Annotated in this window: 28 protein-coding genes; 5 read left to right on the plus strand and 23 right to left on the minus strand. The window is 39.6% G+C overall.

What is annotated here, in order from left to right; translation table 11 throughout:
* Positions 1-189: 189 nt before the first annotated feature.
* The 5 genes from PGH07_RS02540 to PGH07_RS02560 all read right to left on the minus strand — a co-directional run bounded on the left by PGH07_RS02540 (position 190) and on the right by PGH07_RS02560 (position 3,439).
* Positions 190-345, minus strand: a complete 156-nt coding sequence (locus PGH07_RS02540) for a hypothetical protein (RefSeq protein ID WP_289412350.1) — start codon at positions 343-345, stop codon at positions 190-192.
* On the minus strand, positions 345-839 hold the full coding sequence (locus tag PGH07_RS02545) for a tRNA (cytidine(34)-2'-O)-methyltransferase (RefSeq protein ID WP_289412352.1): 495 nt from the start codon (positions 837-839) through the stop codon (positions 345-347). Before PGH07_RS02545 ends, PGH07_RS02540 begins: the two co-directional genes overlap by 1 nt.
* Positions 840-841: 2 nt before the next feature.
* Positions 842-1,678, minus strand: a complete 837-nt coding sequence (gene purU / locus PGH07_RS02550; RefSeq protein WP_289412353.1) for a formyltetrahydrofolate deformylase — start codon at positions 1,676-1,678, stop codon at positions 842-844.
* A gap of 180 nt (positions 1,679-1,858) precedes the next feature.
* Entirely contained in the window at positions 1,859-2,929 is a 1,071-nt protein-coding gene (gene leuB, locus PGH07_RS02555; RefSeq protein ID WP_289412354.1) for a 3-isopropylmalate dehydrogenase, read from the minus strand.
* 15 nt (positions 2,930-2,944) lie between these two features.
* On the minus strand, positions 2,945-3,439 hold the full coding sequence (locus PGH07_RS02560) for a 3-isopropylmalate dehydratase small subunit (protein ID WP_289412356.1): 495 nt from the start codon (positions 3,437-3,439) through the stop codon (positions 2,945-2,947).
* 165 nt (positions 3,440-3,604) lie between these two features.
* Between PGH07_RS02560 and rpoD the strand changes: the two genes are divergently transcribed.
* Positions 3,605-5,467 (plus strand): RNA polymerase sigma factor RpoD, encoded by a 1,863-nt coding sequence (rpoD, locus tag PGH07_RS02565; RefSeq protein WP_289412357.1) that lies wholly within the window; start codon positions 3,605-3,607, stop codon positions 5,465-5,467.
* Between the two features lie 48 nt (positions 5,468-5,515).
* Here the strand turns inward: rpoD and PGH07_RS02570 are convergent, their stop codons facing one another.
* Complete coding sequence (locus PGH07_RS02570; protein WP_289412358.1) at positions 5,516-5,731, minus strand: YMGG-like glycine zipper-containing protein; 216 nt, start codon at positions 5,729-5,731, stop codon at positions 5,516-5,518.
* Between the two features lie 370 nt (positions 5,732-6,101).
* Here PGH07_RS02570 and PGH07_RS02575 point away from each other — a divergent pair, with 370 nt between their 5' ends.
* From PGH07_RS02575 to PGH07_RS02590, 4 genes are all read left to right on the plus strand, one after another.
* Positions 6,102-6,857, plus strand: a complete 756-nt coding sequence (locus PGH07_RS02575) for a competence/damage-inducible protein A (protein ID WP_289412359.1) — start codon at positions 6,102-6,104, stop codon at positions 6,855-6,857.
* A complete protein-coding gene (locus tag PGH07_RS02580; RefSeq protein ID WP_289412360.1) occupies positions 6,858-8,051 on the plus strand; it encodes an MFS transporter in 1,194 nt (397 codons plus the stop codon).
* Between the two features lie 125 nt (positions 8,052-8,176).
* Positions 8,177-8,695, plus strand: a complete 519-nt coding sequence (gene ppa / locus PGH07_RS02585) for an inorganic diphosphatase (protein WP_289412361.1) — start codon at positions 8,177-8,179, stop codon at positions 8,693-8,695.
* A gap of 227 nt (positions 8,696-8,922) precedes the next feature.
* Positions 8,923-9,267, plus strand: coding sequence for a hypothetical protein (locus PGH07_RS02590; RefSeq protein WP_289412363.1), 345 nt, complete (start codon positions 8,923-8,925; stop codon positions 9,265-9,267).
* Positions 9,268-9,271: 4 nt separating this feature from the next.
* On the opposite strand, the gene PGH07_RS02595 is transcribed toward PGH07_RS02590, so the two are convergent.
* The 17 genes from PGH07_RS02595 to PGH07_RS02675 all read right to left on the minus strand — a co-directional run bounded on the left by PGH07_RS02595 (position 9,272) and on the right by PGH07_RS02675 (position 25,673).
* Positions 9,272-10,036, minus strand: coding sequence for an N-acetylmuramoyl-L-alanine amidase family protein (locus PGH07_RS02595; RefSeq protein ID WP_289412364.1), 765 nt, complete (start codon positions 10,034-10,036; stop codon positions 9,272-9,274).
* Positions 10,037-10,077: 41 nt separating this feature from the next.
* Positions 10,078-11,151, minus strand: coding sequence for an N-acetylmuramoyl-L-alanine amidase (locus PGH07_RS02600; RefSeq protein WP_289412365.1), 1,074 nt, complete (start codon positions 11,149-11,151; stop codon positions 10,078-10,080).
* 87 nt (positions 11,152-11,238) lie between these two features.
* The gene (locus PGH07_RS02605) at positions 11,239-12,348 is read right to left on the minus strand and encodes a nitronate monooxygenase (RefSeq protein WP_289412366.1); all 1,110 of its coding nucleotides are present in this window, start codon (positions 12,346-12,348) and stop codon (positions 11,239-11,241) included.
* Positions 12,349-13,548 (minus strand): tyrosine--tRNA ligase, encoded by a 1,200-nt coding sequence (gene tyrS / locus PGH07_RS02610; protein ID WP_289412368.1) that lies wholly within the window; start codon positions 13,546-13,548, stop codon positions 12,349-12,351.
* 12 nt (positions 13,549-13,560) lie between these two features.
* Positions 13,561-15,714 carry a RelA/SpoT family protein gene (locus tag PGH07_RS02615; protein WP_289412369.1) on the minus strand — a complete coding sequence of 718 codons (2,154 nt, stop codon included), beginning with the start codon at positions 15,712-15,714 and terminating at the stop codon, positions 13,561-13,563.
* A 5-nt stretch (positions 15,715-15,719) separates the two neighbouring features.
* Entirely contained in the window at positions 15,720-15,926 is a 207-nt protein-coding gene (locus PGH07_RS02620; protein WP_289412370.1) for a DNA-directed RNA polymerase subunit omega, read from the minus strand.
* A gap of 77 nt (positions 15,927-16,003) precedes the next feature.
* Entirely contained in the window at positions 16,004-16,711 is a 708-nt protein-coding gene (gene pyrH, locus PGH07_RS02625) for a UMP kinase (RefSeq protein WP_289412371.1), read from the minus strand.
* 96 nt (positions 16,712-16,807) lie between these two features.
* A complete protein-coding gene (locus PGH07_RS02630) occupies positions 16,808-18,166 on the minus strand; it encodes a murein hydrolase activator EnvC family protein (protein ID WP_289412372.1) in 1,359 nt (452 codons plus the stop codon).
* Positions 18,166-18,978 (minus strand): cell division protein FtsX, encoded by an 813-nt coding sequence (locus tag PGH07_RS02635; protein WP_289412373.1) that lies wholly within the window; start codon positions 18,976-18,978, stop codon positions 18,166-18,168. The genes PGH07_RS02630 and PGH07_RS02635 overlap by 1 nt, the downstream gene beginning before the upstream one ends.
* Positions 18,965-19,639, minus strand: a complete 675-nt coding sequence (locus tag PGH07_RS02640; RefSeq protein ID WP_289412374.1) for a cell division ATP-binding protein FtsE — start codon at positions 19,637-19,639, stop codon at positions 18,965-18,967. Before PGH07_RS02640 ends, PGH07_RS02635 begins: the two co-directional genes overlap by 14 nt.
* A complete protein-coding gene (gene trmB, locus PGH07_RS02645; RefSeq protein WP_289412375.1) occupies positions 19,632-20,828 on the minus strand; it encodes a tRNA (guanosine(46)-N7)-methyltransferase TrmB in 1,197 nt (398 codons plus the stop codon). Before trmB ends, PGH07_RS02640 begins: the two co-directional genes overlap by 8 nt.
* Positions 20,829-20,840: 12 nt before the next feature.
* Positions 20,841-21,497, minus strand: coding sequence for a fibronectin type III domain-containing protein (locus tag PGH07_RS02650; protein WP_289412376.1), 657 nt, complete (start codon positions 21,495-21,497; stop codon positions 20,841-20,843).
* Complete coding sequence (locus PGH07_RS02655; RefSeq protein ID WP_289413068.1) at positions 21,448-22,407, minus strand: RluA family pseudouridine synthase; 960 nt, start codon at positions 22,405-22,407, stop codon at positions 21,448-21,450. Before PGH07_RS02655 ends, PGH07_RS02650 begins: the two co-directional genes overlap by 50 nt.
* Before the next feature lie 5 nt (positions 22,408-22,412).
* On the minus strand, positions 22,413-23,180 hold the full coding sequence (locus PGH07_RS02660) for a tRNA lysidine(34) synthetase (RefSeq protein WP_434481299.1): 768 nt from the start codon (positions 23,178-23,180) through the stop codon (positions 22,413-22,415).
* A 41-nt stretch (positions 23,181-23,221) separates the two neighbouring features.
* Entirely contained in the window at positions 23,222-23,959 is a 738-nt protein-coding gene (locus tag PGH07_RS02665) for a 5'-methylthioadenosine/adenosylhomocysteine nucleosidase (protein ID WP_289412378.1), read from the minus strand.
* Positions 23,960-23,972: 13 nt separating this feature from the next.
* Positions 23,973-24,920: an ACP S-malonyltransferase gene (fabD, locus tag PGH07_RS02670; protein WP_289412380.1), complete on the minus strand. Its 948-nt coding sequence runs from the start codon at positions 24,918-24,920 to the stop codon at positions 23,973-23,975.
* A gap of 237 nt (positions 24,921-25,157) precedes the next feature.
* Positions 25,158-25,673, minus strand: a complete 516-nt coding sequence (locus PGH07_RS02675; protein WP_289412381.1) for an FKBP-type peptidyl-prolyl cis-trans isomerase — start codon at positions 25,671-25,673, stop codon at positions 25,158-25,160.
* Positions 25,674-25,732: the final 59 nt, after the last annotated feature.

Consider the following 25,732-nt stretch of genomic DNA (forward strand, 5'->3'; position numbering starts at 1 on the left):
AGAAATGAATATTCGAACAGTTTTCTATAAAAAACCGCTGTATACTCTCTATTTAGCAGTATAACACACTTTGATATAGATTGAATTTTGAGTGTATCGCGGAAAATACGCTTTTTGATGTGTAGAGTTTAGAAAAGATTTGCTACCTCATATCGGTAGCGAAAAAATTGTTTGTTGTAGTTTGATTAGTTACTTTTTGGATGAATCATCTTCATACTCATCCAACATATCCGTCCGTCTTCCTTCATCATCAAACTTACTTCTAAAATAGTTGCGAATGATCACAAACGTCATAAATGCAAACAGTATAACGGCAAAAATATAAATTACATCTCCAAAACTCATCAACTGTCCTTTAATGTGTTGGGGATGGTAATCTTCTCAAACCCTTCATAGTTTTGACGCAATGCCTCATAGGTAACAATACCGACACTCACTCCCAGGTTAAGACTGCGTCCGGCACCTCCCATCGGGATGGTGATACAGTTTTCAGGGTGTTCAAGAAGTACTCTTTCATCTATCCCTTTGCTTTCAGAACCAAAAAGGATATAGTCACCTTTCTGGAAGTTTGCTTCAAAGTAAAGCTTGTCTGTTTTGGTAGTTGCCATGTGGGTGTGTTCATCGATAGGATGTGCGGCAAGAAACTCTTCAAAACTCTCCCAAACTACCAGATCAAGATGCTTCCAGTAATCCAAACCCGCACGTTTCACTGCCTTATCATCGATATCAAAACCGATCGGCTTGATCAGATGCAGTGTAGCACCGATATTGACACATAAACGTCCTATAGTTCCTGTATTTTGAGGGATCATCGGTTCTACGAGTACAATATTAAACATTTTTAGAAGACAATCGTTTTATTTCCGTGGACAAACACACGGTCATTGAGTACATAAGAAAGTGCACGTGAAAGTACCACTTTTTCTACATCACGCCCCGCTCTTTGCATTTCTCTCCATCCCATACGGTGGTTGACAGGGATCACATCTTGCGCGATAATCGGTCCTTCATCAAGATCATCCGTTACAAAGTGTGCCGTTGCACCGATGATCTTTACACCTCTTTCATGGGCTTGTTTATATGGGTTTGCACCGATAAACGCCGGGAGGAATGAGTGGTGGATATTGATGATCTTTTCCTCATACGCATTCACAAATTTAGGTGTTAGAATACGCATATATTTTGCAAGTACAATGAAGTCAAATTCGAACTTGTTGATAAGCTCCATTACTTTTTCTTCATGTTCTTCTCTATTCATTCCATCTGCTGCAATACAGAAGAACGGAATATCAAAACGACGAACAAGTTCTTCAAGTGTATTATGGTTTCCGATCACACATTCTATCTCAGCATCCAGTTCACCGTCAGCATGACGGATCAAGATATCTCCAAGTGCATGTGATTCTTTAGTAGCCATCAGTATGATCTTCTTAGGCTTAGGTACGATCACTTTGATATCCGCATCTTCTGGAGTGATGGCCTTCAATTCATTTAAAAGTTCGTCAGGTTCAAAGATACCTGTTACCACAGAACGCATAAAGAACCTACCGCTCTCTTTATCTACAAATTCACGGTTGGAATCAATGTTCAGATCTTTTTCAAAAAAAACTTTTGAGATCTTATAGACCAATCCCTTTGCATCATTACAGTCGATCAGGACCCTTGCTTTTGTTTCCATTTATGTTACCCTTAACACCATAAGTTATATATAGATTATTCTAAAAGTATAGAGAAAAAAGAAAAACCATTATTTTAAATGCGACAAGTTGCGCATAATATAGCAATCTCTTAAAAAAAATGCCGTATCGGCAGCTTTTTTAAGAGAGGTGAAACGAACAGAGTTCGTTTCTTACCTTACTTATTTTGATGCATAGGCTGCGATGATATCACCGATCTCACTACATGAACAGATCTCTTTTGCATCATAGTCACCAAGGTCTCCGGTACGATAACCTTCAGCAAGTGCTTTTTTGATCGCATCATCAATTCTGTCTGCAGCTTTTTCTTCACCGAGTGCATAACGCAACATCATACTTGCACTTGAAATCGTAGCAAGTGGGTTAGCGATCCCTTGACCGGCAATGTCCGGTGCTGAACCGTGAATCGGTTCATAAAGACCTACACCTTTTCCTGTACTTGCACTTGGAAGAAGCCCTATCGAACCGCTAAGCATACTTGCAGCATCTGAAAGGATATCACCGAAGATATTCCCTGTCAAAATAACATCAAACTGTTTAGGTGCACGAATGAGTTGCATTGCTGCATTGTCTACATACATATGTGTCAACTCTACTTCTGGATAGTCTTTCGCTACCTCTTCAACGATATCTCTCCAGAACTGACTTACTTCAAGTACGTTTGCTTTGTCAACTGAACAAACACGTTTGTCACGTTTCATTGCGATATCAAATGCCACTACAGCAATACGCTCTACCTCTTCACGAGTATAGACCATTGTGTTATAAGCTTTATCACCCTCGATCGCTCTTGGCTGACCAAAATAGATACCACCTGTCAGCTCACGTACAACCATGATATCTACACCTTTAATCACTTCTGGTTTAAGGCTAGATGCATTTACAAGCTCATCATAAACCATTGCCGGGCGAAGGTTTGCAAATGTACCCATCTCTTTACGAAGTCCAAGAAGACCTGTCTCTGGACGCAGGTGTCTCTCCAGGTTATCCCATTTTGGCCCACCGATCGCACCGAAAAGTACTGCATCACACTTCTTTACACCCTGAATTGTTTCATCAGGCAATGGTACACCTGTTTCATCGATCGCTGCTCCACCAAGAAGCATCTCTTCATATCTTAGTGTAAATCCCTCTTTAACAGATACTGCATCCAGTACTTTGATCGCCTCATCGATGATCTCCGGACCGATCCCATCACCTTTAATCACACCGATTCTATAACTATTACTCATGATATATAACCTTTTTTACGCTTGTTGTTTTGCGATTTCTTGTTTTGCATAATTGATCAATCCACCTGCATCAACGAGCTCTTGCATAAATGCAGGAATAGGTGTGAACTTGTAGGTTTTTGCCTGTGTTACATTGATGATCTCACCGGCATCCATATCAATACGGATCGTATCACCTTCATTGATCTCTGCAGCTTCAGGAAGTTCAAAAATCGGAAGTCCCATATTAAATGCATTTCTATAAAAGATACGTGCAAATGTAGGTGCAACAACTGCTGCAACACCTGCTGCTTTAAGTGCGATAGGTGCGTGTTCTCTACTTGAACCACAACCGAAATTTTCACCTGCTACGATGATATCACCTTCACGCATATTGTTCACAAATGACGGATCTGCATCTTCCATCACGTGTTTTGCCAATTCTGACGGCTCAGAAGTATTAAGATATCTTGCTGCGATGATCAAATCAGTATCGATGTTGTCACCAAATTTCCAAACTTTACCTTGCAAAATCTAATCCTTAAAACGAGGCTTTGCCCCAAAAATATTTTCGCGATTATAGCCAAAAAAACAGAAATCACCAAATTACCCCTATTATTTCTAACAAAATTTCGGTATAATCCAACCTTAATATTAACTGAGTTTGAATTCAAATTCTCATGGACAAGGAAACTAATGGCAGCAGCAAAAGACAGCATTAAAAGCGTAGAAGCATTATTTGCTTCCAAAAAAAAGGGTGATGTAATCACACTCGAAAACATCGCTAAAGAATTTAACAAACAAATCACCGCTGCACAGGCAAAAAAAATTCTAAAGTTATCTGAAGATAATAAAATAGATATTGTAAGTTCATCTGAATATGCCAAACTTCTCACTACACAGCAAGCTGAAAAAATTGAAGAAGCAAGAAAAAAGATTGCAGCAGGAGAAGAGTTAGAAGAATTTGACCTTCATAAAGAGAAAGAACTCCTTGAGTGGAGCCGTTCTGACTCTCCTGTTCGTATGTACTTGCGTGAAATGGGGAAAATCCCTCTACTTACAAAAGAAGAGGAAGTAGAACTTTCGCAAAGAATTGAAGAGGGTGAGAATATTATTCTGGATGCAATTTGTTCTGTACCTTATTTGATAGACTATATCCTCAACTACAAAGGTCCTCTTTTAAACCGTGAAAGACGTGTAAAAGAACTTTTCAAAAGTTTTGAAGATGACAAAAACGGTGATTCAGACAAAGATGATGATGATACTGATACTGATGAAGATGAAGAGAATGAAACTTCGCCAAAAGATGATAGCAGAGTAAAACAGGTCGTAGACAGTTTCAAACAGCTAGAAAAAGCAAAAAAAGAGTGGATGAAAGCACGTGAAGAGATGCTCAAACTCATGGAGGATGAGACTGATGAAGAAGTCATCCTTCATGAGCGTCTTAAAGTAGCTTTCAAAAAAGAGCTGCTTAAGCGTGCATTGATCAATCTTGGACCTACATCAAAACTGATCAATGAGCTTGTTAAAGCAATGGAAACAGCACTGACCAGTGATGATAGCTTTGAAAAAGAGCTTAGACGTCTTGAGTACAAACTTCCGCTCTTTAACGATATCTTGAAAAAGAACCACCAAAAAATCCTGGATAATATTATCAATATGGATAAAGATGATATCATTGATGCTGTTCCGGAAACTACAATGGTAAGTACTTATGTGGAGATCAAAAAACTCTTTGAGACACGTGAAGCAAGTAAAGGCGGATTTGACCTTAGTGAAGAGAAGCTCCAGGAGGTACTTAACCAGATCCGTCAGGGTAAAGCAAAAAGTGAAAAAGCAAAAACACGTATGGCCAAGTCAAACCTGAGACTTGTTGTATCCATCGCTAAACGTTATACGAACCGTGGACTTCCGTTCCTTGATCTTATCCAAGAAGGAAATATCGGGCTCATGAAAGCTGTTGATAAGTTCGAGTATGAGAAGGGATATAAGTTCTCTACGTATGCTACATGGTGGATCCGTCAGGCGATCAGCCGTGCCATCGCAGATCAGGCACGTACGATCCGTATCCCGATCCACATGATCGAAACGATCAACCGTATCAATAAGATCATTCGTAAACATCTTCAAGAAACAGGAAGAGAGCCTGATCTTGAAACGATCGCTGAAGAAGTAGGACTCTCTGTGGATAAAGTAAAAAATGTCATTAAGATCACTAAAGAACCGGTGAGCCTTGAAACACCGGTAGGTGATGAGGATGATGGAAGATTCGGAGACTTTATTGAAGATAAAGATACGCTTAGCCCTACAGATGCGGTACTCAAAGACGACCTCAACCTTCAGATCGATGAAGTACTTGATCAACTGAATGAAAGAGAGAAAGCCGTAATCCGTATGAGATTCGGGCTATTAGAAGATGAAAGTGACAGAACTCTTGAAGAGATCGGTAAAGAACTCAATGTAACGCGTGAGCGTGTACGCCAGATCGAAAGCTCGGCGATTAAGAAACTAAAACATCCGAAAGTCGGTAGAAAACTCAAAAACTATATAGAGGAATAAGTAAAATTCCTCTATACAGACTTATTTCTCAGAACTAAGAGAAGACTCTTATTGATCTGAGATATATCCAACTGTCCCACCAACTACAGCACCGACCGCTGCACCTTTGACAACATTACCACCGGTCACACCAGATACAACAGCACCGCTTGCAGCACCGACCAATGCACCTTTTTTTGTATTCGGGCTAGGTTCTGCACATCCGATCATCATCAACCCTAACACAAATGCTAAAGACACTTTTTTGATATCTATTCTTTTCATATTGACTCCTTTTATTTAGAATCTTGTTCCATTATAACATAAAAGATGGTTTGTCAATATGTAATTTTAAATTATTATTATTTTTTGCAGAGTTCAAAGGTGAGTGATATCCACAGGAGTGCTTTTGTATTTATAAGTACCTGAAGTGGACAATTATGAAAAAAGTGAAACTATTGAAATCAGGAGGGTCTTCAGGCACTTATAAATACAATCAGCCGATATATTATCGGGCTTCTTTCTTCCTCTTAATCAAAGTATAGCTTATATTGATTGCTTTAATAACCACTATTGTGATTAATTTTTAATCACCTATAAAAATAGAATGTAGTTAGCTATAATACGCAAAAAACAATCTCACCAAAGGAAATAAATGAGTCTTCCAAATTTTTTTGTACTGATTATCGGTACAGAGATACTTAATAAACGAAGACGTGACAAGCATTTTGACTATGTTACTTCCTCTTTGACAAAAAGAGGCTACAAGCTTACTGGTTCATTTATCATAGAAGATGATCCAGCACTTATCGTACAATCAATCAAATTTATTGCCTCACAACCAAATCCAGTGCTATTAAGTTTTGGTGGGATCGGATCAACTCCAGATGACCATACCAGAAAATGTGCTGCTATTGCACTTAGAGACGGTACACTACCTGTCCATGAAGAAGCGAAACAAATCATCATTGATCAGTTGGGAGAGAAGGCATATCCTTACTCTGTCCGTATGGCAGAACTTCCAAAAGGCTCAAAACTCATGGATAACCCTGTCAATAAAATGCCGGCATTCAGCCTTGATGAACGGTATTTTTTTATGCCTGGCTTTCCTGAGATGAGCCATCCTATGGTTGAAGAGATCTTAAATAGACTCATTCCAAACAAACAGACTTATTTCCGCCATACACTCACTGCATCATGTAAAGAGAATCTTTTCATAGAAGTGATGGAAAAAATGCCAAAAGAAGTAGAATTTTCATCTCTGCCCAAACTGTATAGTGATGGATGGAAAGTCTCTATCTCTGTGGCATCATACGATGAAACTATGGCACAGAAAGCATTTGAAATGTATACAAAACTGCTTGATGAAAAAGCTATAGACTACACCCTTGAAGATGAGAGCAATGACTAAATGACAGACTATATCCAGACACTGAAACACCCTGTTGTAAGACGGCTTTCTATTATACAGTTCCTCTCCTATTTTGGTACGTGGTTTTCACAAGTTGCTATATTTTCTATGCTTGTAGGCTATGGAGCTGATGAAATCACAATTGCTTTAACAGCAGCAATGAGTATGCTTCCGGCAGTTGTGCTTGCTCCTATCATTGGTATCATCGTAGATAAAGTAGACTTTAAAAGACTGATGATGACCCTGCTTTTTGTCGAGATCACTATGACACTTGGTTTTATACTGATAGATTCGTTGAGCTATGTTTGGATACTGATGCTTTTGATCTTTATCCGTTCTGCTGCTGCATCGATGCTTTTTTCTGCCGAAATGACACTGTTTCCCAAGATACTTCAAGGTAAAATGCTTCAACGTACTAATGAAATACACTCTGTAATCTGGTCTATATGCTATGCATCAGGAATGGCCATCGGGGGAATAGCGACACATTATATGGGATATGATGCTGCCTTTATATTTGATGCACTCCTCTATGGCTTAGCAGTCTTGCTTCTACTTGGTTTAACATTGGATTTGGAAAAAGAAGAACATACTGACTCAAATTGGAAAATGTTCAAAAATGGTTTCATTTATCTCAAAAACAGCCCTAAATTATTGCACTTGATCTTGCTCCATGCGAGTATCGGTCTCACAAGCTTTGATGCACTTGTTACACTTTTGGCTGATTTCAAATACAAAGAAATTATTGCCGTTGCACTGGCGATAGGGTGGTTGAATGCCACACGTGCGATTGCCTTGCTCCTTGGCTCTGTACTCTTTTCCAAGATTATCAGTCAAAACAATCTGCAATACTTTTTGATCGCACAAGGTGTAGCTATCATCACATGGAGCCAGCTGCAAGCAAACTTCTATATTTCATTGATAGCTATCTTTATTGTAGGACTCTTTACCACGACGATTTGGGCGTACACATACTTGATGATACAGGAAAATACCGATAAGGCATATTTAGGCCGTGTTATCTCCTACAATGACATGTTCTTTATGGTATCCAATGTTCTTACGGCTATGTTCATAGGATATGCTGCAAAATGGGGAATGAGCCTGGAGTCTATCACTTCTGTACTAGGTATAGGATTTATCTTTGCAGCACTTTACTATTTGTGGTTAAAAAAACACTTTATATATCACTAAACCTCCTTCTTTAAAGGGAGGGTATACTGCTTCAACATTTATTAGTATCATATATATTTCTAATAATTCTTGCCTATTACCATAGTTATGGTATTATCACAAAAAATTTTTATGGAGATATTCAAATGGATATTAGTAAAATCGGACCGGGCAAATGCCCAGATGAAGTAAAAGTAGTCATCGAAGTACCGCTAAACTCAAACATCAAATATGAGATTGACAAAGAGTCTGGTGCAGTAGAAGTAGACAGAGTTCTTTTTTCAGCTGTACACTACCCTGCAAACTATGGTTTTGTTGCGAATACTCTTTCTGATGATGGTGACCCTGCAGATGTGCTTGTATTATGTGATTATCAACTTCAGGCAGGATCATATATCAAATGTAGATTGATCGGTGTACTTCTCACTGAAGATGAAAAAGGTGGTGATGAAAAACTACTTGCAGTACCGACTAATAAAATCGATCCTACATATGCTAATATCCAAGATCTTTCTGATGTTCCTGAGCATACACTTAACCGTATCAAGAACTTCTTTGAAACATACAAAATGCTTGAGCCTAACAAATGGGTAAAAGTATCAGGATTCAAAGACAAAGCTGCTGCTACAGAAATCCTTGAAAAAGCGATCAAAAACTACAAATAGTAAATAGCACTTTTTTTACTACATCCTGTTGATCTTTATTATTTTAAGATCAGCAGGATTATCTTTTCATTCTTACCTGACTGCATAACACATTATTACCCACGTCATACTTACTCGCTTTATACAATTTATTTGTACATTTTTAATCAATTAATCCAATAATACTGTACATTAAATTTTAATCATCTTAGGTTATACTTTAATATAACTTTTGTAGGAGGAAGTTCATGAAAGAAAAAGTTTTGGTGATCAAGGCCAAGTTTGAAATGGTCAAAATTGTTTTAAGTGGGAGTCTTACAGCAGAAGACCTATCGCATAAGAAATATCTTAAAGTATTGATTGATGCGACAGAGAATACCTATCTGCAACTTAATGATAGTCTATGTGAAAGTTTAGTGATGTGTAAAGAGTGTGCCGTTAAACGGGATATCCTAAGTAAATACCTTAATCTGCTTGACAATATAGAACTAGGTAAAACAATCGATACACAGATGGAGGAGGAACTTGCGAGGTTCCCAGAAGCTATCAATGAAATTATTGATAGAATTAATACCGTTTTAATCGAGATGTAATCTTTTAAATATCAATCTCTTTTTTACGATTGTCCAAATATCTTCCGATACCTGAAGCTATACCTTTTGCTATAGCATTTTGGTATTCTGCGTCAAAAAGTCTTTGACGTTCTTTTGTATTGGAAAGATATCCCACTTCAACAAGAATAGATGGCCTGCTTGCTCCAACAAGTACATAGAATGGTCCAGCTCTCACCCCGCCGTCCTTCACATCTCGACACTCACTTCTCATTTTGTTAAGCATTTCTCTTTGTACATCAATAGCCAATTTATGAGACTCAACGATCTTTGGACCATTGAGTACCGCATCAATGATCACATCTTTACTTAGATCATCTGTACCCATGAGTACTGCAGCATTCTCTCGCTCTGCAATATGTTGTGATCGCGCATCGCCACTTTTTTGTAGATAATAGGTTTCTACACCTGATAAGATTTCATTTTTCTTGGGAGTGGGAGAAGCATTGGCATGTATAGAAAGAAAGATCATTGCCCCTTTTTTATCTGCAATACGTGTACGTTGACCAAGTTTTAAAAATCTGTCACCTCCACGGGTTAGATAGACAGGGTGTCCATTCTGGCGCAATGCTTGTTTTACCCTCTTTGCAATGCTAAGAACAAGATCTTTTTCAAATTTTCCATCTGATATGGCCCCTGTATCATGACCACCATGTCCTGCATCAATCACTACTAAAGCCTTGGATCTATCAGGAGAGGCACACCCTGCCATAGCAAATAAAAAAATAAGAAATAGTGAAACCGTTCTCATACCTATACTCCCTTATTTTTAGATACTACCAGTTATAACCTTTAAAAATCGATCTCTCTTCTTCTGTTTTTTAGATAGTTCTCTATACCTTCAACAATACCTTTTGCAAGAAGTTTTTGATAGTTTGATGAAAAAAGACGTTTGCGTTCTTTTGCATGAGAGATATATCCAACCTCTATCAGAACAGAAGGTCTGCTTGCACCAACAAGAACATAAAAAGGTGCATGACGAACCCCGCCGTCTTTAACATCCTTATAAAGGACTCTTGCATTTGACATCATACGCCTATGGATGTCTATAGCCAGTTTATTTGACTCTACGATCTTCGGTCCGCTAAGTACTGAATCGATGATCACATTTTTACTTACACTGTCTGTTCCCTTCAGTACAGCCTTATTCTCTATCGCTGCAATACGCTGAGAACGTTCATCTCTTGTATTTTGCAAGAAAAAGGTCTCTATACCCTGCATTTTATCTCGTTTACTTTTAACAACAGAGTTGGCATGTATAGAGATAAATACTTTTGCATCCTTTTTATCTGCAATACGTGTTCTCTCATTGAGTTTAAGAAAACGGTCACTACCTCTTGTCAAATAAACAGGATATCCTCTTTTTTTCAACTGGGTAATAACCTTTTTTGAAATTTGCAGTACTAGTTCTTTTTCAGTTTTTCCTCCAGCAATGGCACCGCTATCATGTCCTCCATGACCAGCATCAATAACGATTACTTCAGTATGAGGTTTACTACGTTCTTTCTTCTGTACCTGAGGCTTTGAATATGCCTGCTTGGCAGGCGTAAACTCTTTTTGAATATAAGCATTTCCTTTCGGTAGAGAAATATGATACGCGTCTTCACCGAAAATAGGTTGGTACGCTGTAGGGTTGAAAGCTGATTGGCTTTCTATGACGACACGTACAGTATTAGCACTATTTTGAGCGATACGAACATTATTTCCGAGTCCAAGTGGAACACGTTCATGTGCGATTTTCATATCTTTAAAGTCATAGATATCACGATGAGGATTGGGAAGAGCAAAATGTTTGATCTTGCTTTTATCAAGTTTCTTTGCAAAAAAAAGCCTTAATTCACCTTTTTTTACGACCGCTTTGGTCATACTGTTCATTCCCCCAAACAAAGAAGGGGAAAAGATGAAAAACATCATAAAAAAAGAGAAGACAAGATAACTCCGTCTTAACATGGCCTATTTCTCTTCTCCGTTCATTAATTTATCCATCAGCTCTTTTACAGTGATGATCTCATTAAGACGGTAACCATTAGAACCACTGAAGAAAAGACCGGTCTCGACAATACCGTCATAAGCATCAGTCAATCTGTCCGCAATACAATATCCTACGGCTCTTGCCTCTTCCCCTCTGTGACATGGAGCTACACAGTTTGAGATACATGCAACTTTTGGTGCTGTACCGGCTTCTATAGATGCTTGTAACTGCGTTTTAACTCCACGAGCAGGATAACCTACAGGTGATTTGAAAAGCTTGATATCCTCTTCTTTTGCATTCAGAAGGATCTCTTTCATTTCTTTACTGGTATCACACTCCACTGTACCTATGAAACGTGTACCCATTTGTACAGCAGAAGCCCCTAGCTCAATCATTTTTACTATATCATCATGATCCCATATACCACCTGCGGCGATCACTGGGAAATCACCCCAGTTCTTTGCTTCTTCAACTACTGGAGGCAAGATCACTTCAAGTTGGTTCTCAGGAAGGAAACACTCTTCGTATTTAAATCCTTGATGCCCTCCACTAAGCGGCCCTTCTACAATAACTGCATCAGGTAGCCTATTGTGTGTTTTTTGCCATCTTCGGCAAAGGATCCTTAATGCTTTTGCCGTTGACACGATCGGTACAAGTGCTACATCAGGGTATTCTTTCGCAGCATCAGGCATCGTGAGCGGTAGACCGGCACCTGTGATGATAATATTTGCTCCGGCTTTACATGCATCCTGTACGACACGGTCATAGTCTGTTTGAGCATAAAGAATGTTTGCTGCAAGCGGTTTATCTCCACAGATCTTTCTTGCATTTTCAAAGATTTTCTGAAGTGCTTTAAAAGAGTAAAAGTTGATCGCTTCTTTTGGACGGTGCTCTTTACCGACCATCTCTTTTTCATTGAGATATTTTCTATTTTTATAAACACCTGTACCAACAGCAGAGATAACACCAAGCCCACCCTCTTTAGATACATTTCCGGCGAGCTGGTCCCAAGAGATACCAACCCCCATTCCTCCCTGTATAATAGGCTTTTCGATCGTGTATTTACCGATCTTAAAAGATTTTAATGTCACTTATTTTACCTTTACTTTCGCAAATCTTCTTTTTCCTACTTGTAGGATATACTCTCCACAACTTAGATTAAGTTTATCGTCATTGATCTTCTCTTGGTTGATACTCACTGCATTTTGTTTGATATCTCTTCTAGCCTGTGAAGTCGACGGCTCTAAACCTGCATCCATAAGTGCCTGACAGATCCAGATACCATCCTCCATATCAAACTCATCCATATCAGTTGGAATATTGTTTGCTTTAAATACGGAGTTAAACTCCTCTTTAGCTATATTAGCTAATTCTTCATTATGAAATCTAGCAGTTATCTCTACAGCAAGGTTTTCTTTCGCAATTTTAGGGTGAACGGTACCATTATTTACATCTTCTCTCAACTGTGCGATCTCGTCAAGCGGTTTTTCACTGAGAAGTTCATAGTATCGCCACATCAGATCATCAGAGATAGAGAGTGTTTTCCCATAAATATCTTTAGGGCTCTCTGTAATACCGATATAGTTGTTGAGAGATTTACTCATTTTTTGTACACCATCCAATCCTTCAAGGATAGGCATCATCAATACAGCTTGCTCTTTCCCTACACCATATGATCTTTGTAGATGTCTTCCCATCAATAGGTTGAACTTTTGATCCGTTCCACCGATTTCAATGTCAGATTTTAGTTCTACAGAATCATATCCCTGAAGCAAAGGATAGAGGAACTCAGAGATAGAGATACTCTGACCGGCCTTATAACGTTTTTCAAAATCATCACGTTCTAGCATTCTAGCTACATTAAAGAGTGTTGTCAGCCCTACCATTCCTGCTGCACCGAGTTCGTCAAGCCACTTTGAGTTATACACCACAGTAGTTTTACTCTCATCAAGTACATTAAAAACCTGTTCCTGATAGGTCTTTGCATTCGCCATAATTGTTGCACGGTCTAGGACTTTTCTTGTCTCACTTTTTCCTGTCGGGTCACCGATAGTTGCAGTGAAATCTCCGATCAGAAGCTGTATTCTTCCTCCATGTGCCTGAAACGTTTTAAGCTTTTGAAGCAGTACTGTATGTCCCAAATGAAGATCTGCTCCAGTAGGGTCAAATCCTGCTTTTACAGTATAGGTCTCGCCGGTCTCATAGTAACGTCTTACCAATTTTTCAATTGCTTCCATATCTATGATCTCGGCTGTACCTCTGCGAATCTCTTCAAGTGCTTTTGTTATCATCTATCTCTATCCTTATTTGTTATATGCGTCATCCAAACTGATAATCTCAATAAGTTTGAATTTTTGTGATATTTTTTCTGCCAATACTGCTTTATTTGACTGATCACTCTCAACTTCAATCTGACAATATTCTGCTGTGTCAGAGCTTTGGATCCCAAGTTCTATGCTGATGACATTAAGATCAAGCTCTGTAAGTTTTTGAAGAAGTTCTGCAAGAACTCCTTTTTGATTTTGTAAACTTAGCGTCAGACGGTAACGTGAGAGTTTTGACGTTGACCAGCTTACATGGAACATTGGATGTCCCTCTTTCATTAATGCAAAGGCTTTTTTACATAATTTATGATGAACAATAGCTTTATTGTCACTATAAAATGCTACGATCTGGTCACCTACTTTTGGATGACAACAATAATCAAACTCTACCCCTTCAATCGTCTTGTTGGTAAAGAATTTAAGATGTTCCACTTCTTTGAGTACAGGCTTTTTATACCCTTTTCGCATGAGTTCCCAAAAACGAAGCTCTTTTTCACCCAAAAATTCCGCAACTTGGCGGATCGTCTCTTTATAATAATCGATCTGTAATGGCAGTTTATAGATCGTATCCTGTAATCCTATCTCTTCTACTAATGCTTTCATTTGCGAACTCGGCTGTCTGAATAGATTTCCAAGAATATTATACGCACTCAGCGTATTTGCTTCTTTTATCCTAGCACGGCACAATCCTCTGATACCCTCTTGAGCTCTGGAAGTCCTCACCGTATCAAGCCAGGTACAGTGAAGATGCGGTGTATCATCTTTTATGATATTCACAATGTCACCGTTTTTCAATACAGTCAAAAGTGGTACTTCACGTTTATTAATCATCGCTGAAGCTGCATTGGCTCCGACTTCGGTATGGATTAAATAAGCAAAGTCCAATGCTACTGAACCTTTAGGCAAGGTATAATAATCCCCTTTAGGTGAAAAGACCGTAATATCCTCAGAGAAGAGATCACATTTTGCAAGTTCATAAAACTCTTCTATGGACTCATTGGTATAGTTCAGTCCCTCAAGCCACTCAAGGTTAATCCCTTCACCGCCTGATTTGTATTTCCAGTGTGCTGCCACACCGTACTCTGCAAGCTGGTGCATCTCTTCTGTTCTGATCTGTGCTTCTACGATCCCCTCTTCATCAAAAAGTGTTGTATGAATCGTCCGGTATCCATTCTCTTTTGGTACAGCGATATAATCTTTGAAACGAGAAACAAGCGGTGTATAGCCAAGGTGAAGTAATCCAAGTACCTGGTAACACTCAATGGGTTTCTTTACGATAATACGTATCGCCAAAAGGTCAAGTACTTCTTCAATACTTACGCCTTTTCTATGCATCTTAAGATATGTGGAATAGTAGTGTTTGACACGCCCGAAGATATCAAACTCCCCTTCTTCAAACCCATCTTTCAACATCATCTCTGTCACTTTTTGGATAAAAGCATTGAGTTTAAGTTGTAGGTTTTGTGAATTTGACTTGATATAGTTATCTATATGCTTATAATCTTCCGGATAAATATAGTAAAAACTCAAATCCTCCAGATGATTTTTCATTCTAGCAATACCCAGCCGGTGAGCGATGGGTGCATATACGACCAACGTTTCTTCGGCAATACGTTTTTGCTTATGAGGAGGTAGAGCATCCAGTGTGAGCATATTGTGCAGCCTGTCACAAAGCTTGATCACCAATACACGGATATCTTTGATTGATGCAATAAGCATTTTTCTAAAGCTGAGTGCAGAATTGATCAAACGTTCATCAGAAGCAGAAGATACTAGTTTCTCATCACGGATCTGGACGATTTTTGTCAAACCTTCTACCAGATGAGCAACGTCTTCACCGAATACTTCGGCCAGATAATCTATCTCATAGTGTGTATCTTCGACCACATCATGCAGCAATGCAGCTTGAACCATAGTTTCATCATTGGAAAATGCAGCAGTGATCGCTGCAACAAGAATCGGATGAACAATATAAGGTTCACCACTTTTGCGAAACTGCCCTTCATGTGCTTTTAAAGAGAGTTCCAACGCTTTTTTGGTACTAGGTTGAGGAGAGGGTACATATTCCCACAGAAGAGACTCTGCCTCTTCAATAGTGTTAATACGTTTGGCTTTTTCCAGAAAAGCGTTCAAGAGGCCTACTCCTCTAGGTTTACTTCGATTTTACCTTCAGCAATCTCCAAAAGTGCGATATCTGTTGCTTTCATTGTTTTAACATCTACATCTACTTTAGGTGTTGCACCGTTAGCAATTGCCTCAGCTCTTTTTCCTACTGCATTTGCCAAAAGGTATTTATCATGGTTTACTTTTTCCAATGCTTTTGCTGTCAATACTTCTGTTCTCATCGTTATCCTTTAACTCTTTATCACTTTCCTATCTAACAGTCTCTATTAAAGTCCGTTAGAGCAACTAACTTTAATCCCTACTTCACAACTGAGCAGAGGCTTGTATCACCGTTGATAATCTTAAGAAGATTACCTTTTTCAAACATGTTACATACAACAATAGGTAACTTGTTGTCTTTTGCCTGTGCAATCGCCGTATCATCCATGACCTTGATGTGATCCTCAAGTGCTTTGTCATAACTGATTGTATCAAGTTTTATTGCATCAGGATACTTTTTAGGGTCCTTATCATACACACCGTCTACTTTTGTTGCTTTGATAAGCATATCAGCACCGATTTCAGATGCTCTCAATGTCGCAGCAGTATCAGTGGTGAAATATGGGTTCCCCGTACCACCGGCAAATACAACTACTCTTCCTTTTTCAAGATGACGTCTTGCACGTCTTACGATAAATGCTTCACCGATCTCTTGCATGTCAATTGCAGTCTGAAGTCTTGTTTCCACACCGATATGTTCAAGTGCTTCCTGAATCGCCACACCATTGATCACAGTTGCCAACATTCCCATATAGTCACCACTTGTACGTGTGATGATCCCATCAGCAGCAGCAGTTACGCCGCGGACAATGTTCCCACCACCTACTACAACACCAACTTGAATGCCGGCATCGATCAATGATTTGATCTCACCTGCAATATAGTTAAGTATCTGAGTATCAATACCATACCCTTCTTCACCAGCCAATGCTTCACCAGAAAATTTTACTAATACTCTTTTTGCCACTCGTAGCCCTTTATAGAATTTCGCGATTATATCCAAAAGAGGTTTAGGTTGGGTTTAAACCACAGCTTTACCAATCCCCTCTTACTCATAGAATCATTAGATATTGATGAGTCTTAAAGGATCGATATGTTTTGAGTTTTTTGTCGCTTGAAAGATCAGTTTACTGTTCACTTTTCCTACAACATAACCTTTTTTTATCTTACGTCCCTTTGTGATATTCGGAGCGATCTTCGAAAGCCCTGCATAAACAGTATGAAGCTTTCCACTGTGTGCAACAACAACGACTTTACCAAGCATACTGCTGCTTCCGGCATAAACGATTTGTCCATTCAGAACATTTTGCACTTTTGCATCCTGTTGCGGAGCCTGAAGCGTGATTGATTCGTTATAGATCTTGATCTTATAGATAGGATCTACATAGGTTCCAAACGCTTTAACCACTTTTGCGCCGCTGATAGGAGAGATCGTCTTGCTTCCTCTATAGTTGTAGGTTTCAGACTTTTGGTAAGAAGAGTTTACTTTTCTTACCGTTTCACTCTGCTTTTCCGCTGCCAGACGACTTGTCTCCGCTTCTTTGGCTGCGAGTGCTGCTGCTACTTTCGCCTCTTTGGTCTGAGCTTTCATAACAGCGAGTTGCGCTTCTCTCTGTTGTTCTTGGGCAAGCCTTACTTTTCTTTTACGTTCTTTTTCAAGACGTATCGCTTCTTTCCTTACCTCTGCTGCACGCTTTGCTTCATCTGCTTCTTGTTTATGCAAAATATTGAGCTGAGCCAGGGTATCACGAAGTACATTTTGTTTATCTACGATTTGATCAAACTTCTTTTGGTATTTCTCTTCGTCATCCACCAATCTCTTGACGTAAGCTTCTTTCTCTTTTTTCTTTTGAACAAAATCTTCTCGTTTGGAAATGATCCCGGAGAGCGATTTTTTTGTTTGATCTCGTAAAGCACTCTTATTTTGCTGAGTTTTTTCCAAACCGATGATATCTGTTTTGAGAGATGCCAGCTCTTCATTGTTATGTTTTTCATATGCTTTATACACTTCATAAGAGATAACAGATTCACGCGTCTGTGTCTTTAACTGTTGTAGTGCGAAAATCACTGAGAACTGCTCAGTAGCTAATGATAAAAATGCTTCACGTTTCTTTTTAATATCGATATTGATCTGGTCAAGTTCCTTCTCCGCTTCAGTCAATTCGCTTTTCAATTGCGTATAGGCTTTTTCAGTTTTATCCTCATCGGCTTTAAGCTGATCTATCTTTTTTTCCAATAATGAAATATCATTCTCAGCTTTTTTAATATCTTCAGCGATCTTCTCAAGCTTTCTGCTTGTTTGTTTCTTCTGATTTGAAGTGACCTTTAAACCTTGTTCTGAATCTTTGATCTTCTCTACCGTAGTTGCACCAAACAGAAATGAAAACGCCAGAAAAGTCGAGAAGATAAACAGTCGTATCACTACTGTACTCCCTTGGAGCTGTATACTACCGAATAGACTGATATGATCACTATTACTAAAGCAGCGGCCAACAAAATACCTATATCTGTGATCCTAAAGAGATAATCTCTGTTTTGAACCATGATCTCTATACCGCTATTTACAGCCCATTGAAATTTGAGATAGAGAAAAATACTGCTTACGATCAATGTTGCAGCGATAGCATCGACGATCGCGATCTTAAAGAGCACACCGCTTCGTAACATCAACGGAGCACCGAAGATCTCCATGATCTGCATACGCTCTTTATGTGCATATTTCCAGATCTCCATCTGTTTCATGATCAAAAAGAGACTCACCACGGACATAAATGCGATAAATATTTTCAACGTAAATTTGATAAAACTGAACAACCTGTAATTTGATTCATAATTGCTGCCGAATGTTTCAACCTTTTTAATGAGTGAACTAGACTCGAGGTCCTCTTTAATCTTTATTAACTCTTCTGTACTGATATACTCATCCAAATGTACATTGTAAAAATATGGCAATGATTTTAAAATTTTTTCCTCGCCCTCTTTGGTAACACCTTTGGCGATCTTTGCAACTATCCTATCCCGTTCTATGCTATCAATGTTACTGACATGTCTATTGAGTGCCTGAAAATCATCGATTTTCATAGGTTGTTTGGCTACTACAAGCATCGAATATCCCTCTTGAAGCCCTTTTTCATATGTATCGGTAGTACGATCAAAAACAAGATAGAACTCAATGCCCAATAATATTGCCATCAAAGGAAAAATAAACATCAAATGGTTTTTAATGTACTTCATATACACCCTTGCCTTCGATAATGAAGTGTCTATACGGTAACGAGAATACTTGAGGTATTTTGTGTGTTACAACCAGTACGGTGGTTTCAAGTTGCTGACAGGCATTTTCCATCAGATCCCAAATTACATTTGAGGAGTAGTCATCAAGGTTTCCTGTCGGTTCATCTGCGAGGATCAGCACAGGGTTTTTTGCCAGGGCTCTTGCCACACCTACACGCTGCTGTTCCCCACCGCTCAGCTCCATTGGGTACTTATCAGCATGTTCGGTGAGTTTAACATGCTTTAGCAGTCTGTGCGCCTGTGTATTTTGAACATCAATTGAGTAACCTGCGATCATTAAAGGTAAAACAACATTTTTTGAAACAGTCCATTCATTGACCAGTTTAAAGTCCTGAAAGATGATCCCCATATGGGTACGCAGTTCTTGAAGTTTTGAAGGCTTGACATGTGCCAGATCCATACCTCCGACAACAAGATTTCCCGATGTCGGTTTTATCCTTCCATAGAGTGATTTGAGAAGTGTCGACTTACCTGATCCACTAGGTCCCGTGATAAAAACAAACTCCCCTTTTTTGACCGTAAAGTTGGCATCTTTAATTACCTCTTTTCTACCGTTGTCATAAGACAAAATCAGATTAGAAGCATTGATAACGTTAGACAATTAAATCTCCTTGTGAAAAGATGTCTTTCATTTTTTGATGTGCCTTGAAATTTACCATTGTTTTAACCGGGACAGATGCGAAATATCTACACCCTTCTTTATCCATCAGTATATACTTATGCTCAGGCCTGTCATAGCTTCCAAATGCACATTTGATCAATAGTTTATCTTCACCGATCTTGAAAAGACGTTCAAAGTGTATAAAGAATCCATCAAATACCATAGCTTTTTTTGAAAGTTTTTCCTCTATACCTTGCATATATTTTACTGCATTAAAATTAAAATCAATATCTAATGCTTTTGCTTCAGACTCAGTTAAACACTTTACATATACATCATAGATATCTTTTTCCTGTCTAAGCCATCTTGCTTCATATTTACTGGTCACTTCCAGGGCTTCATTCTTGCGTACTTCAACATGTGTTTTCGGTACATTTTCTCCAAAGAAAGTCTCTAATGCATACCAAAAGTAATTATCACTATCTGTACGTAATTCAAGTCTTCCGTCTTTACGCAACACTCTCATAGACTCTTCAAGAAAACTCGGACTTATGACTCTTCTATGAGGCTTTTTATCCCACGGAACAGGAAAGTGTACAAAGACCTGTTCACAACTGTTGGATGGGAGCATCTCCAAAAAAAGCCTCGCATCGTAGTTGACTACCCAGATATTATCCAATCCCTGTAGTTCGATCTGTTTGAGAACCTGTTGTGCAGAAGGTGTATGGATCTCAAGTCCGATAAACAATGTGTCGGGATTTTTCTTTGCCTGGTAAAGCAGATGTTTCCCGCTACCAAACCCTACTTCAACAGAAAGCTTCTCTTTAGTGTAATCAACCGTTTCAAAATCCTCTATCTTCTTAAAATATTTCGAAGAGAGCGGGGCTTTGGTATGAGAGATCGCGATATTGGAACTCTGTATTTCAAGGTTCAGCTCTTCAGCAGTTTTTGCCAAAGCTTCTTTGAGCAGATTGACCTTCAACGGTCTGGTAACCTTGTCGTATTTGAGTTGTGCTGCACCGTTACTCTCAGGTTTGTACTGGAGTAAAAACTCTTCACCTGCGTATTCTACTCCCCATAACTCCTCATCGGCTCCTATTGCTTTTGCACGAAAGGTAAGTAATGAACTATCAGGTATCTTCTTATCTACGATAGTACTGTCAAATGGTTTGACTTTAATATGTGGCATCTTTTTCCTTGTTTACAGTCTGATTTGTGTTGGCTGACTTGGTCGCGAAGTCGTATCGTCATAACTCTTCGCAATAATACGGTAGTGATATTCCCTTCCCGGTCTGACAAACGTATCAATATACTCTACCATGATCCGTCCGTTGACCTGAGCAAGATATCTCCATTCACCTCCGTTTACTGAACGTTCGATGATATAGGCATTGATACTCTCATTATCATGTGGTCTCCAGAGCAGTTTCACTGTCCCTTCCCCTACTTTGTAAGCTTGGAGGAAAGTTACACTGGCAAGAGGAGATAATGCACGAACCTTGATCTGAGTGCCAGACTCAGCCTCTTTTCCAAAACGCAATGTTTTAAATGTGTAGCTGTAACTTTGTCCGGGTTTGACTTGTGTATCGACAAAATGAGTAGCATATGCATTGGAGATCGTAGCAATATGCATCTCTTCACCATCAACGCTTCTATAGACATTGATCCCGCGTACTTTACTGTCTGTGATTTTTTCCCACTCGAAACCGATAGAGTTTCTCTGAGGAAGGGTTTTGAGATTTTGGAGTTTTGCTAAAGAAGGATCACTCTCATAAACGGTCATACTCTGTACAACACCGCCACAGCCGTTAAATACTATTAAAGCGGTCGCCAAGAGTGCGAGGATCGATCTTCTCATTAATTTCACTTTCATCAAAATATTTTGCCAGATATGCTTGCATATCTTCAAAAAGAGGAGCTACAAACTCCATCTTTTCCCCTGTAGTAGGATGCGTCAGATAAAGCAGATATGCATGCAGCTTCACACGTGCAATTTTATCCCGTTTGCTCTTAAATCCGTATAATTCATCACCCAATATATGACGTCCGAGTGTTGCCAAATGTACACGTATCTGATGCGTACGCCCCGTAAAAAGTTTTGCAGCGATCAGTTCTGTATCACAACTGCTTTGAGCCAGTTTTACAAAGGCTGTTTTTGCCTCTTTGCCATGAGGTACAACATCCATTTTGAGACGGTTATTTGGGTTACGTCCGATAGGCTTGTCTATTACGATATCTTCTTTGAGCGGATAGTCAATGAGTGCTAGATAGTAACGCCCCATACTCTTATCCTGCAGCTGTTCACTCAGTTTTTCATGGGTCTTGTTATCCTTGGCGATGACCAGTGCCCCGGTGGTCTCCTTATCGATACGGTGAACGATCCCGTGACGCTCTTCACCGCTGATCGTGGAGAGTGATATCCCGCGTTGTATCAGCCAGTCTACCAAAGTCGGCTCTTTTACTGAAGGAGCCGGATGTACCACAAGTCCTGCAGGTTTATTGATGACCATCAGGTAGTCATCTTCATAGATCACCTCGACATCAAAGTCCACAGGTGCTACCTCACGCTTCTCAGCCTCTTTAAACTCATACGCTATTTCATCACCCTCTTCTACTTTGAAGCTAGGCTTGGTGATCTTCTTACCATTGACAGAGACTAATCCGTCTTTGATAAGCTTTTCTAATTGATTACGGCTTACATCAAGATTTTCAGCTAATACCTTATCGATTCGGCCTTTTCTTGAAACTGTAAATGTATTGCTATTCATCACAGTTATATATCATCCCTGTCCCAACGCTCGGGGTCGAGGAACGTATCGTCATGAATATGTTTGAAAGAAGCCTTGATCATCTTGAAGATATCACTGTTTTTCTGTTCAAGCCCTGCAAGCCACTCTTTAGTAGCAGCTCTGGCATGCGGCATTTTGACATCTTTGAGCATTGCAGGACATGCTTCATCACCGACCACTTGCAGATTGTTATCCATTGCAAACCCGCGTAGCTGTGACTCACGTACCTGGATCAGTGGACGGATCAGGTGAAAGCCTTTGCCTGTCTTATAGATCGGAGCCAATGCTCTCATCGTACCGTTGTAGAACATATTCATAAAGAAGCTCTCTACCGTATCATCAAAGTGGTGCCCCAACGCTACTTTGTTGAAACCGCCCTCTTGTGCAAAGCTGTAGAGTGCTCCCCTTCGCATACGTGAGAAGTAAGAACAAAAAGAGGAGTTCTCTCGGATCGCATCCTGGCTGACATCGAAGATATTGGTATCATAGACAGTATGTTTGATACCGTACTGTGCACAGTGTGCCGAGAGAAAATCGTAATGTTCATCAGGCATCCCGTACTTTACCGTACACGCTTCAAACTCAAAATCAAAGGGAGCATTCCGCTGCATATGCTTGAGAGCATGTACCAGGGATAGGGAGTCTTTTCCTCCGCTTAACCCTACAAGTACCTTGTCACCTTCACCGATGAGCCTAAACTCAGCATTAGTCTTACCGATCACCTTGAGCAGTTTTTTACTCATCGGTATGATTGGAAAATCGTCTCTTCTACCCAACTTACGCCTTTATTTTCTTAATCATTGTGATTGCAACCACAAGGTCTACAGAGTTTCTCTGGATCTATCTTTTCAACCATACTGATCACAAAGTCTGCTGAAGTCTTAGCTGAACTTTCCAGGAAAGCATCAAAATCAAATCCCGCATCCATATCTGCACTATCACTGATCGCACGCATGATAAAGAACGGAACACCCATCGAGCTGCATACTACAGCTACTGATGCACCTTCCATTTCCAGTGCGTGAGCCTTAAAGGTCTCACCGATCCACTCCTTACGTTCAGAATTTGCTACGAATTGATCTCCTGTAGCAATGATCCCTTCTTTGAGTTTCAGACCCTTTTCGTTTGCTACTTCTTTTGCAATATTTCGAAGTGTTACATCTGTAGGGATACATACTTCACCTTCAGGAACATACCCATGCGGATGACCGAATGCAGTGATATCCAAATCATGCTGACAAAGCCCGTCTGCAATGATCAAGTCTCCTATTGCCAGTTCATCACTGATCGCACCTGCTACACCACTAAAAAGAAGCAGATCACATCCAAACTTTTCGATAAGCATTGTTGCTGTTAGCGTAGCAAATACTTTTCCGATCTTTGAGTATGCCACAACGATCTCTTTGCCCCTATAGGTTCCTTCATAGTAAGTATTGCAAGCATAAACACTTGTCGTGACATTATCAAGTTTATCCAAAAGCGGTGCGATCTCTTCAGGCATCGCACCCATGATAGCAATCTTCTTGGGCATAATTAATCCTTAGTTATTGTGCATTTAGCTTACTGATCTCATCAAGTGCAACTTGAAGTGATGCCATATCCGAGACTACAAAATGAGGTTTTGTCGTTGCTTTTCTGTTCAGCCCTTTTAGAACGCCGCCATGACCGAATTCAATATAACAATCCACTTCATCATCGAACTTCGCGATTGCTTGCTTGTAAAGTACCGGTGAAGTCAACTGCTTTGGAAGAAGCTCAAGTGCTTCAGCTTTTGAGCTGTAATACTCAGCTGTTACGTTTGAAACAACCGGTGCGTTGAACTCATCTCTAAGCACTTCGGTAAGTTTTTCAGCCAGAGGTGCTGTAGCAGCTTCTAAAAGCGGACAGTGGCTAGCTACTGACATATTAAGCAGCATCGCTCTTTTTGCTTTTGCTTCTTTCAAAATCGGTTCAAGCTTTTGAAGGTCTGATTTCACTCCGGCAATTACGATCTGACCTTCGGCATTGTAGTTTACCGGCCATACTTTCATCCCTGCATCTCTTTGCTCAGCACAAATACTCTCAACAACATCATCAGAAAGTCCGAGAGCAACCATCATACCTACATCTTGACCTGCACATGCTTCAGCCATCAATTTACCACGTAAGTTTACAAGTTCTACTGCATCAATCGCATCGATCGCACCTACACTTACTAATGCAGAAAACTCACCAAGAGAGTGTCCCATTGCGTAATGCGGCTTGATCGGCATCTCATTTTCAAATAGTCTATGTGCTATCGCAGAAACCAGTAGAATAGCAGGTTGAGTATACTCTGTCTTTTCCAGCTTATCATTCTCAGTAAAAAGAAGCTCTTCGAAGTTAATACCCGTACGTTCGCTTGCATCAGCTACCATCTGTTTTGCTATATCAGAATTGTTAAAAAAGTCCTGCCCCATACCGACAGCCTGAGACCCTTGTCCCGGAAATAAAAATGCACATTTCACTGACATGAAAATCCTTATAAATAATATTTTGTAATTTTACCATTTTTTAATTATGCGCTGATGACTTACTCTTGTTTACTCGATTCAAAAGAGTAATTAACGATGATTTTTAACAATACATTATTCAGATAAGGGGACACAATCAGATTATTTTTTTAAGAGATTATAAAAATTGAGAAAAAGAGAGTTATAAATAACAGAGGTACACCTGCCGTAATATACAGCAAGTGTAAAAGGGGTGTCTTAGTGACAACCACATCCTGAACCACAGTGTCCACCACCGTGTGATTGACCGCCTACAACACCTGTTGCCATCTCATCTTCAGTTGCTTCTCTTGCACTAAGTACTTTAACTGAGAACATAAGATCTTTACCAGCAAGTGGGTGGTTGAAGTCGATTGTTACTTCGTCGTCATTAAAAGACTTTACTGTTACCTGTACAGTCTGTCCATGTTCACCTTGACCGTAAAGTGTCATACCTTCAGCAAGATCGATACCTTCAAACTGCTCTTTTGGTAGTGTCTGCTCAGCTTCAGGGTTTACTTCGCCATATGCATCTGCAGCCTTTACTAGAATGTCTCCGCTCTCATCTTTGCTCATACCTACAAGAGCATTCTCAAGACCAGGAATGATCTGTCCCATACCGATGATAAATTCTAATGGCTCTCCGCCTTTATTGCTGTCTACTACTTCTGTAGTACCTGCTTCTTTTACTTCGTATTCGATACCTACGACGCAATTTTCTTTTGTAATTGTCATAAAATATTCCTCATATTAAATTTGGATGTATTGTAACTAAGCAAACTTTACTAACGCTT

It is taken from the genome of Sulfurovum zhangzhouensis, assembly GCF_030347965.1.
GTDB lineage: Bacteria > Campylobacterota > Campylobacteria > Campylobacterales > Sulfurovaceae > Sulfurovum > Sulfurovum zhangzhouensis.

Excerpts from the sequence above, each read along its gene's own strand:
- PGH07_RS02540 (WP_289412350.1), bottom strand. The coding sequence starts at position 345 with ATGAGTTTTGGAGATGTAATTTATATTTTTGCCGTTATACTGTTTGCA.
- PGH07_RS02545 (WP_289412352.1), bottom strand. The coding sequence starts at position 839 with ATGTTTAATATTGTACTCGTAGAACCGATGATCCCTCAAAATACAGGA.
- purU (WP_289412353.1), bottom strand. The coding sequence starts at position 1,678 with ATGGAAACAAAAGCAAGGGTCCTGATCGACTGTAATGATGCAAAGGGA.
- leuB (WP_289412354.1), bottom strand. The coding sequence starts at position 2,929 with ATGAGTAATAGTTATAGAATCGGTGTGATTAAAGGTGATGGGATCGGT.
- rpoD (WP_289412357.1), top strand. The coding sequence starts at position 3,605 with ATGGCAGCAGCAAAAGACAGCATTAAAAGCGTAGAAGCATTATTTGCT.
- PGH07_RS02570 (WP_289412358.1), bottom strand. The coding sequence starts at position 5,731 with ATGAAAAGAATAGATATCAAAAAAGTGTCTTTAGCATTTGTGTTAGGG.
- PGH07_RS02575 (WP_289412359.1), top strand. The coding sequence starts at position 6,102 with ATGAGTCTTCCAAATTTTTTTGTACTGATTATCGGTACAGAGATACTT.
- PGH07_RS02580 (WP_289412360.1), top strand. The coding sequence starts at position 6,858 with ATGACAGACTATATCCAGACACTGAAACACCCTGTTGTAAGACGGCTT.
- ppa (WP_289412361.1), top strand. The coding sequence starts at position 8,177 with ATGGATATTAGTAAAATCGGACCGGGCAAATGCCCAGATGAAGTAAAA.
- PGH07_RS02590 (WP_289412363.1), top strand. The coding sequence starts at position 8,923 with ATGAAAGAAAAAGTTTTGGTGATCAAGGCCAAGTTTGAAATGGTCAAA.
- PGH07_RS02595 (WP_289412364.1), bottom strand. The coding sequence starts at position 10,036 with ATGAGAACGGTTTCACTATTTCTTATTTTTTTATTTGCTATGGCAGGG.
- PGH07_RS02600 (WP_289412365.1), bottom strand. The coding sequence starts at position 11,151 with ATGACCAAAGCGGTCGTAAAAAAAGGTGAATTAAGGCTTTTTTTTGCA.
- tyrS (WP_289412368.1), bottom strand. The coding sequence starts at position 13,548 with ATGATAACAAAAGCACTTGAAGAGATTCGCAGAGGTACAGCCGAGATC.
- PGH07_RS02620 (WP_289412370.1), bottom strand. The coding sequence starts at position 15,926 with ATGAGAACAGAAGTATTGACAGCAAAAGCATTGGAAAAAGTAAACCAT.
- PGH07_RS02635 (WP_289412373.1), bottom strand. The coding sequence starts at position 18,978 with ATGAAGTACATTAAAAACCATTTGATGTTTATTTTTCCTTTGATGGCA.
- trmB (WP_289412375.1), bottom strand. The coding sequence starts at position 20,828 with ATGCCACATATTAAAGTCAAACCATTTGACAGTACTATCGTAGATAAG.
- PGH07_RS02650 (WP_289412376.1), bottom strand. The coding sequence starts at position 21,497 with ATGAGAAGATCGATCCTCGCACTCTTGGCGACCGCTTTAATAGTATTT.
- PGH07_RS02655 (WP_289413068.1), bottom strand. The coding sequence starts at position 22,407 with ATGAATAGCAATACATTTACAGTTTCAAGAAAAGGCCGAATCGATAAG.
- PGH07_RS02665 (WP_289412378.1), bottom strand. The coding sequence starts at position 23,959 with ATGCCCAAGAAGATTGCTATCATGGGTGCGATGCCTGAAGAGATCGCA.
- fabD (WP_289412380.1), bottom strand. The coding sequence starts at position 24,920 with ATGTCAGTGAAATGTGCATTTTTATTTCCGGGACAAGGGTCTCAGGCT.
- PGH07_RS02675 (WP_289412381.1), bottom strand. The coding sequence starts at position 25,673 with ATGACAATTACAAAAGAAAATTGCGTCGTAGGTATCGAATACGAAGTA.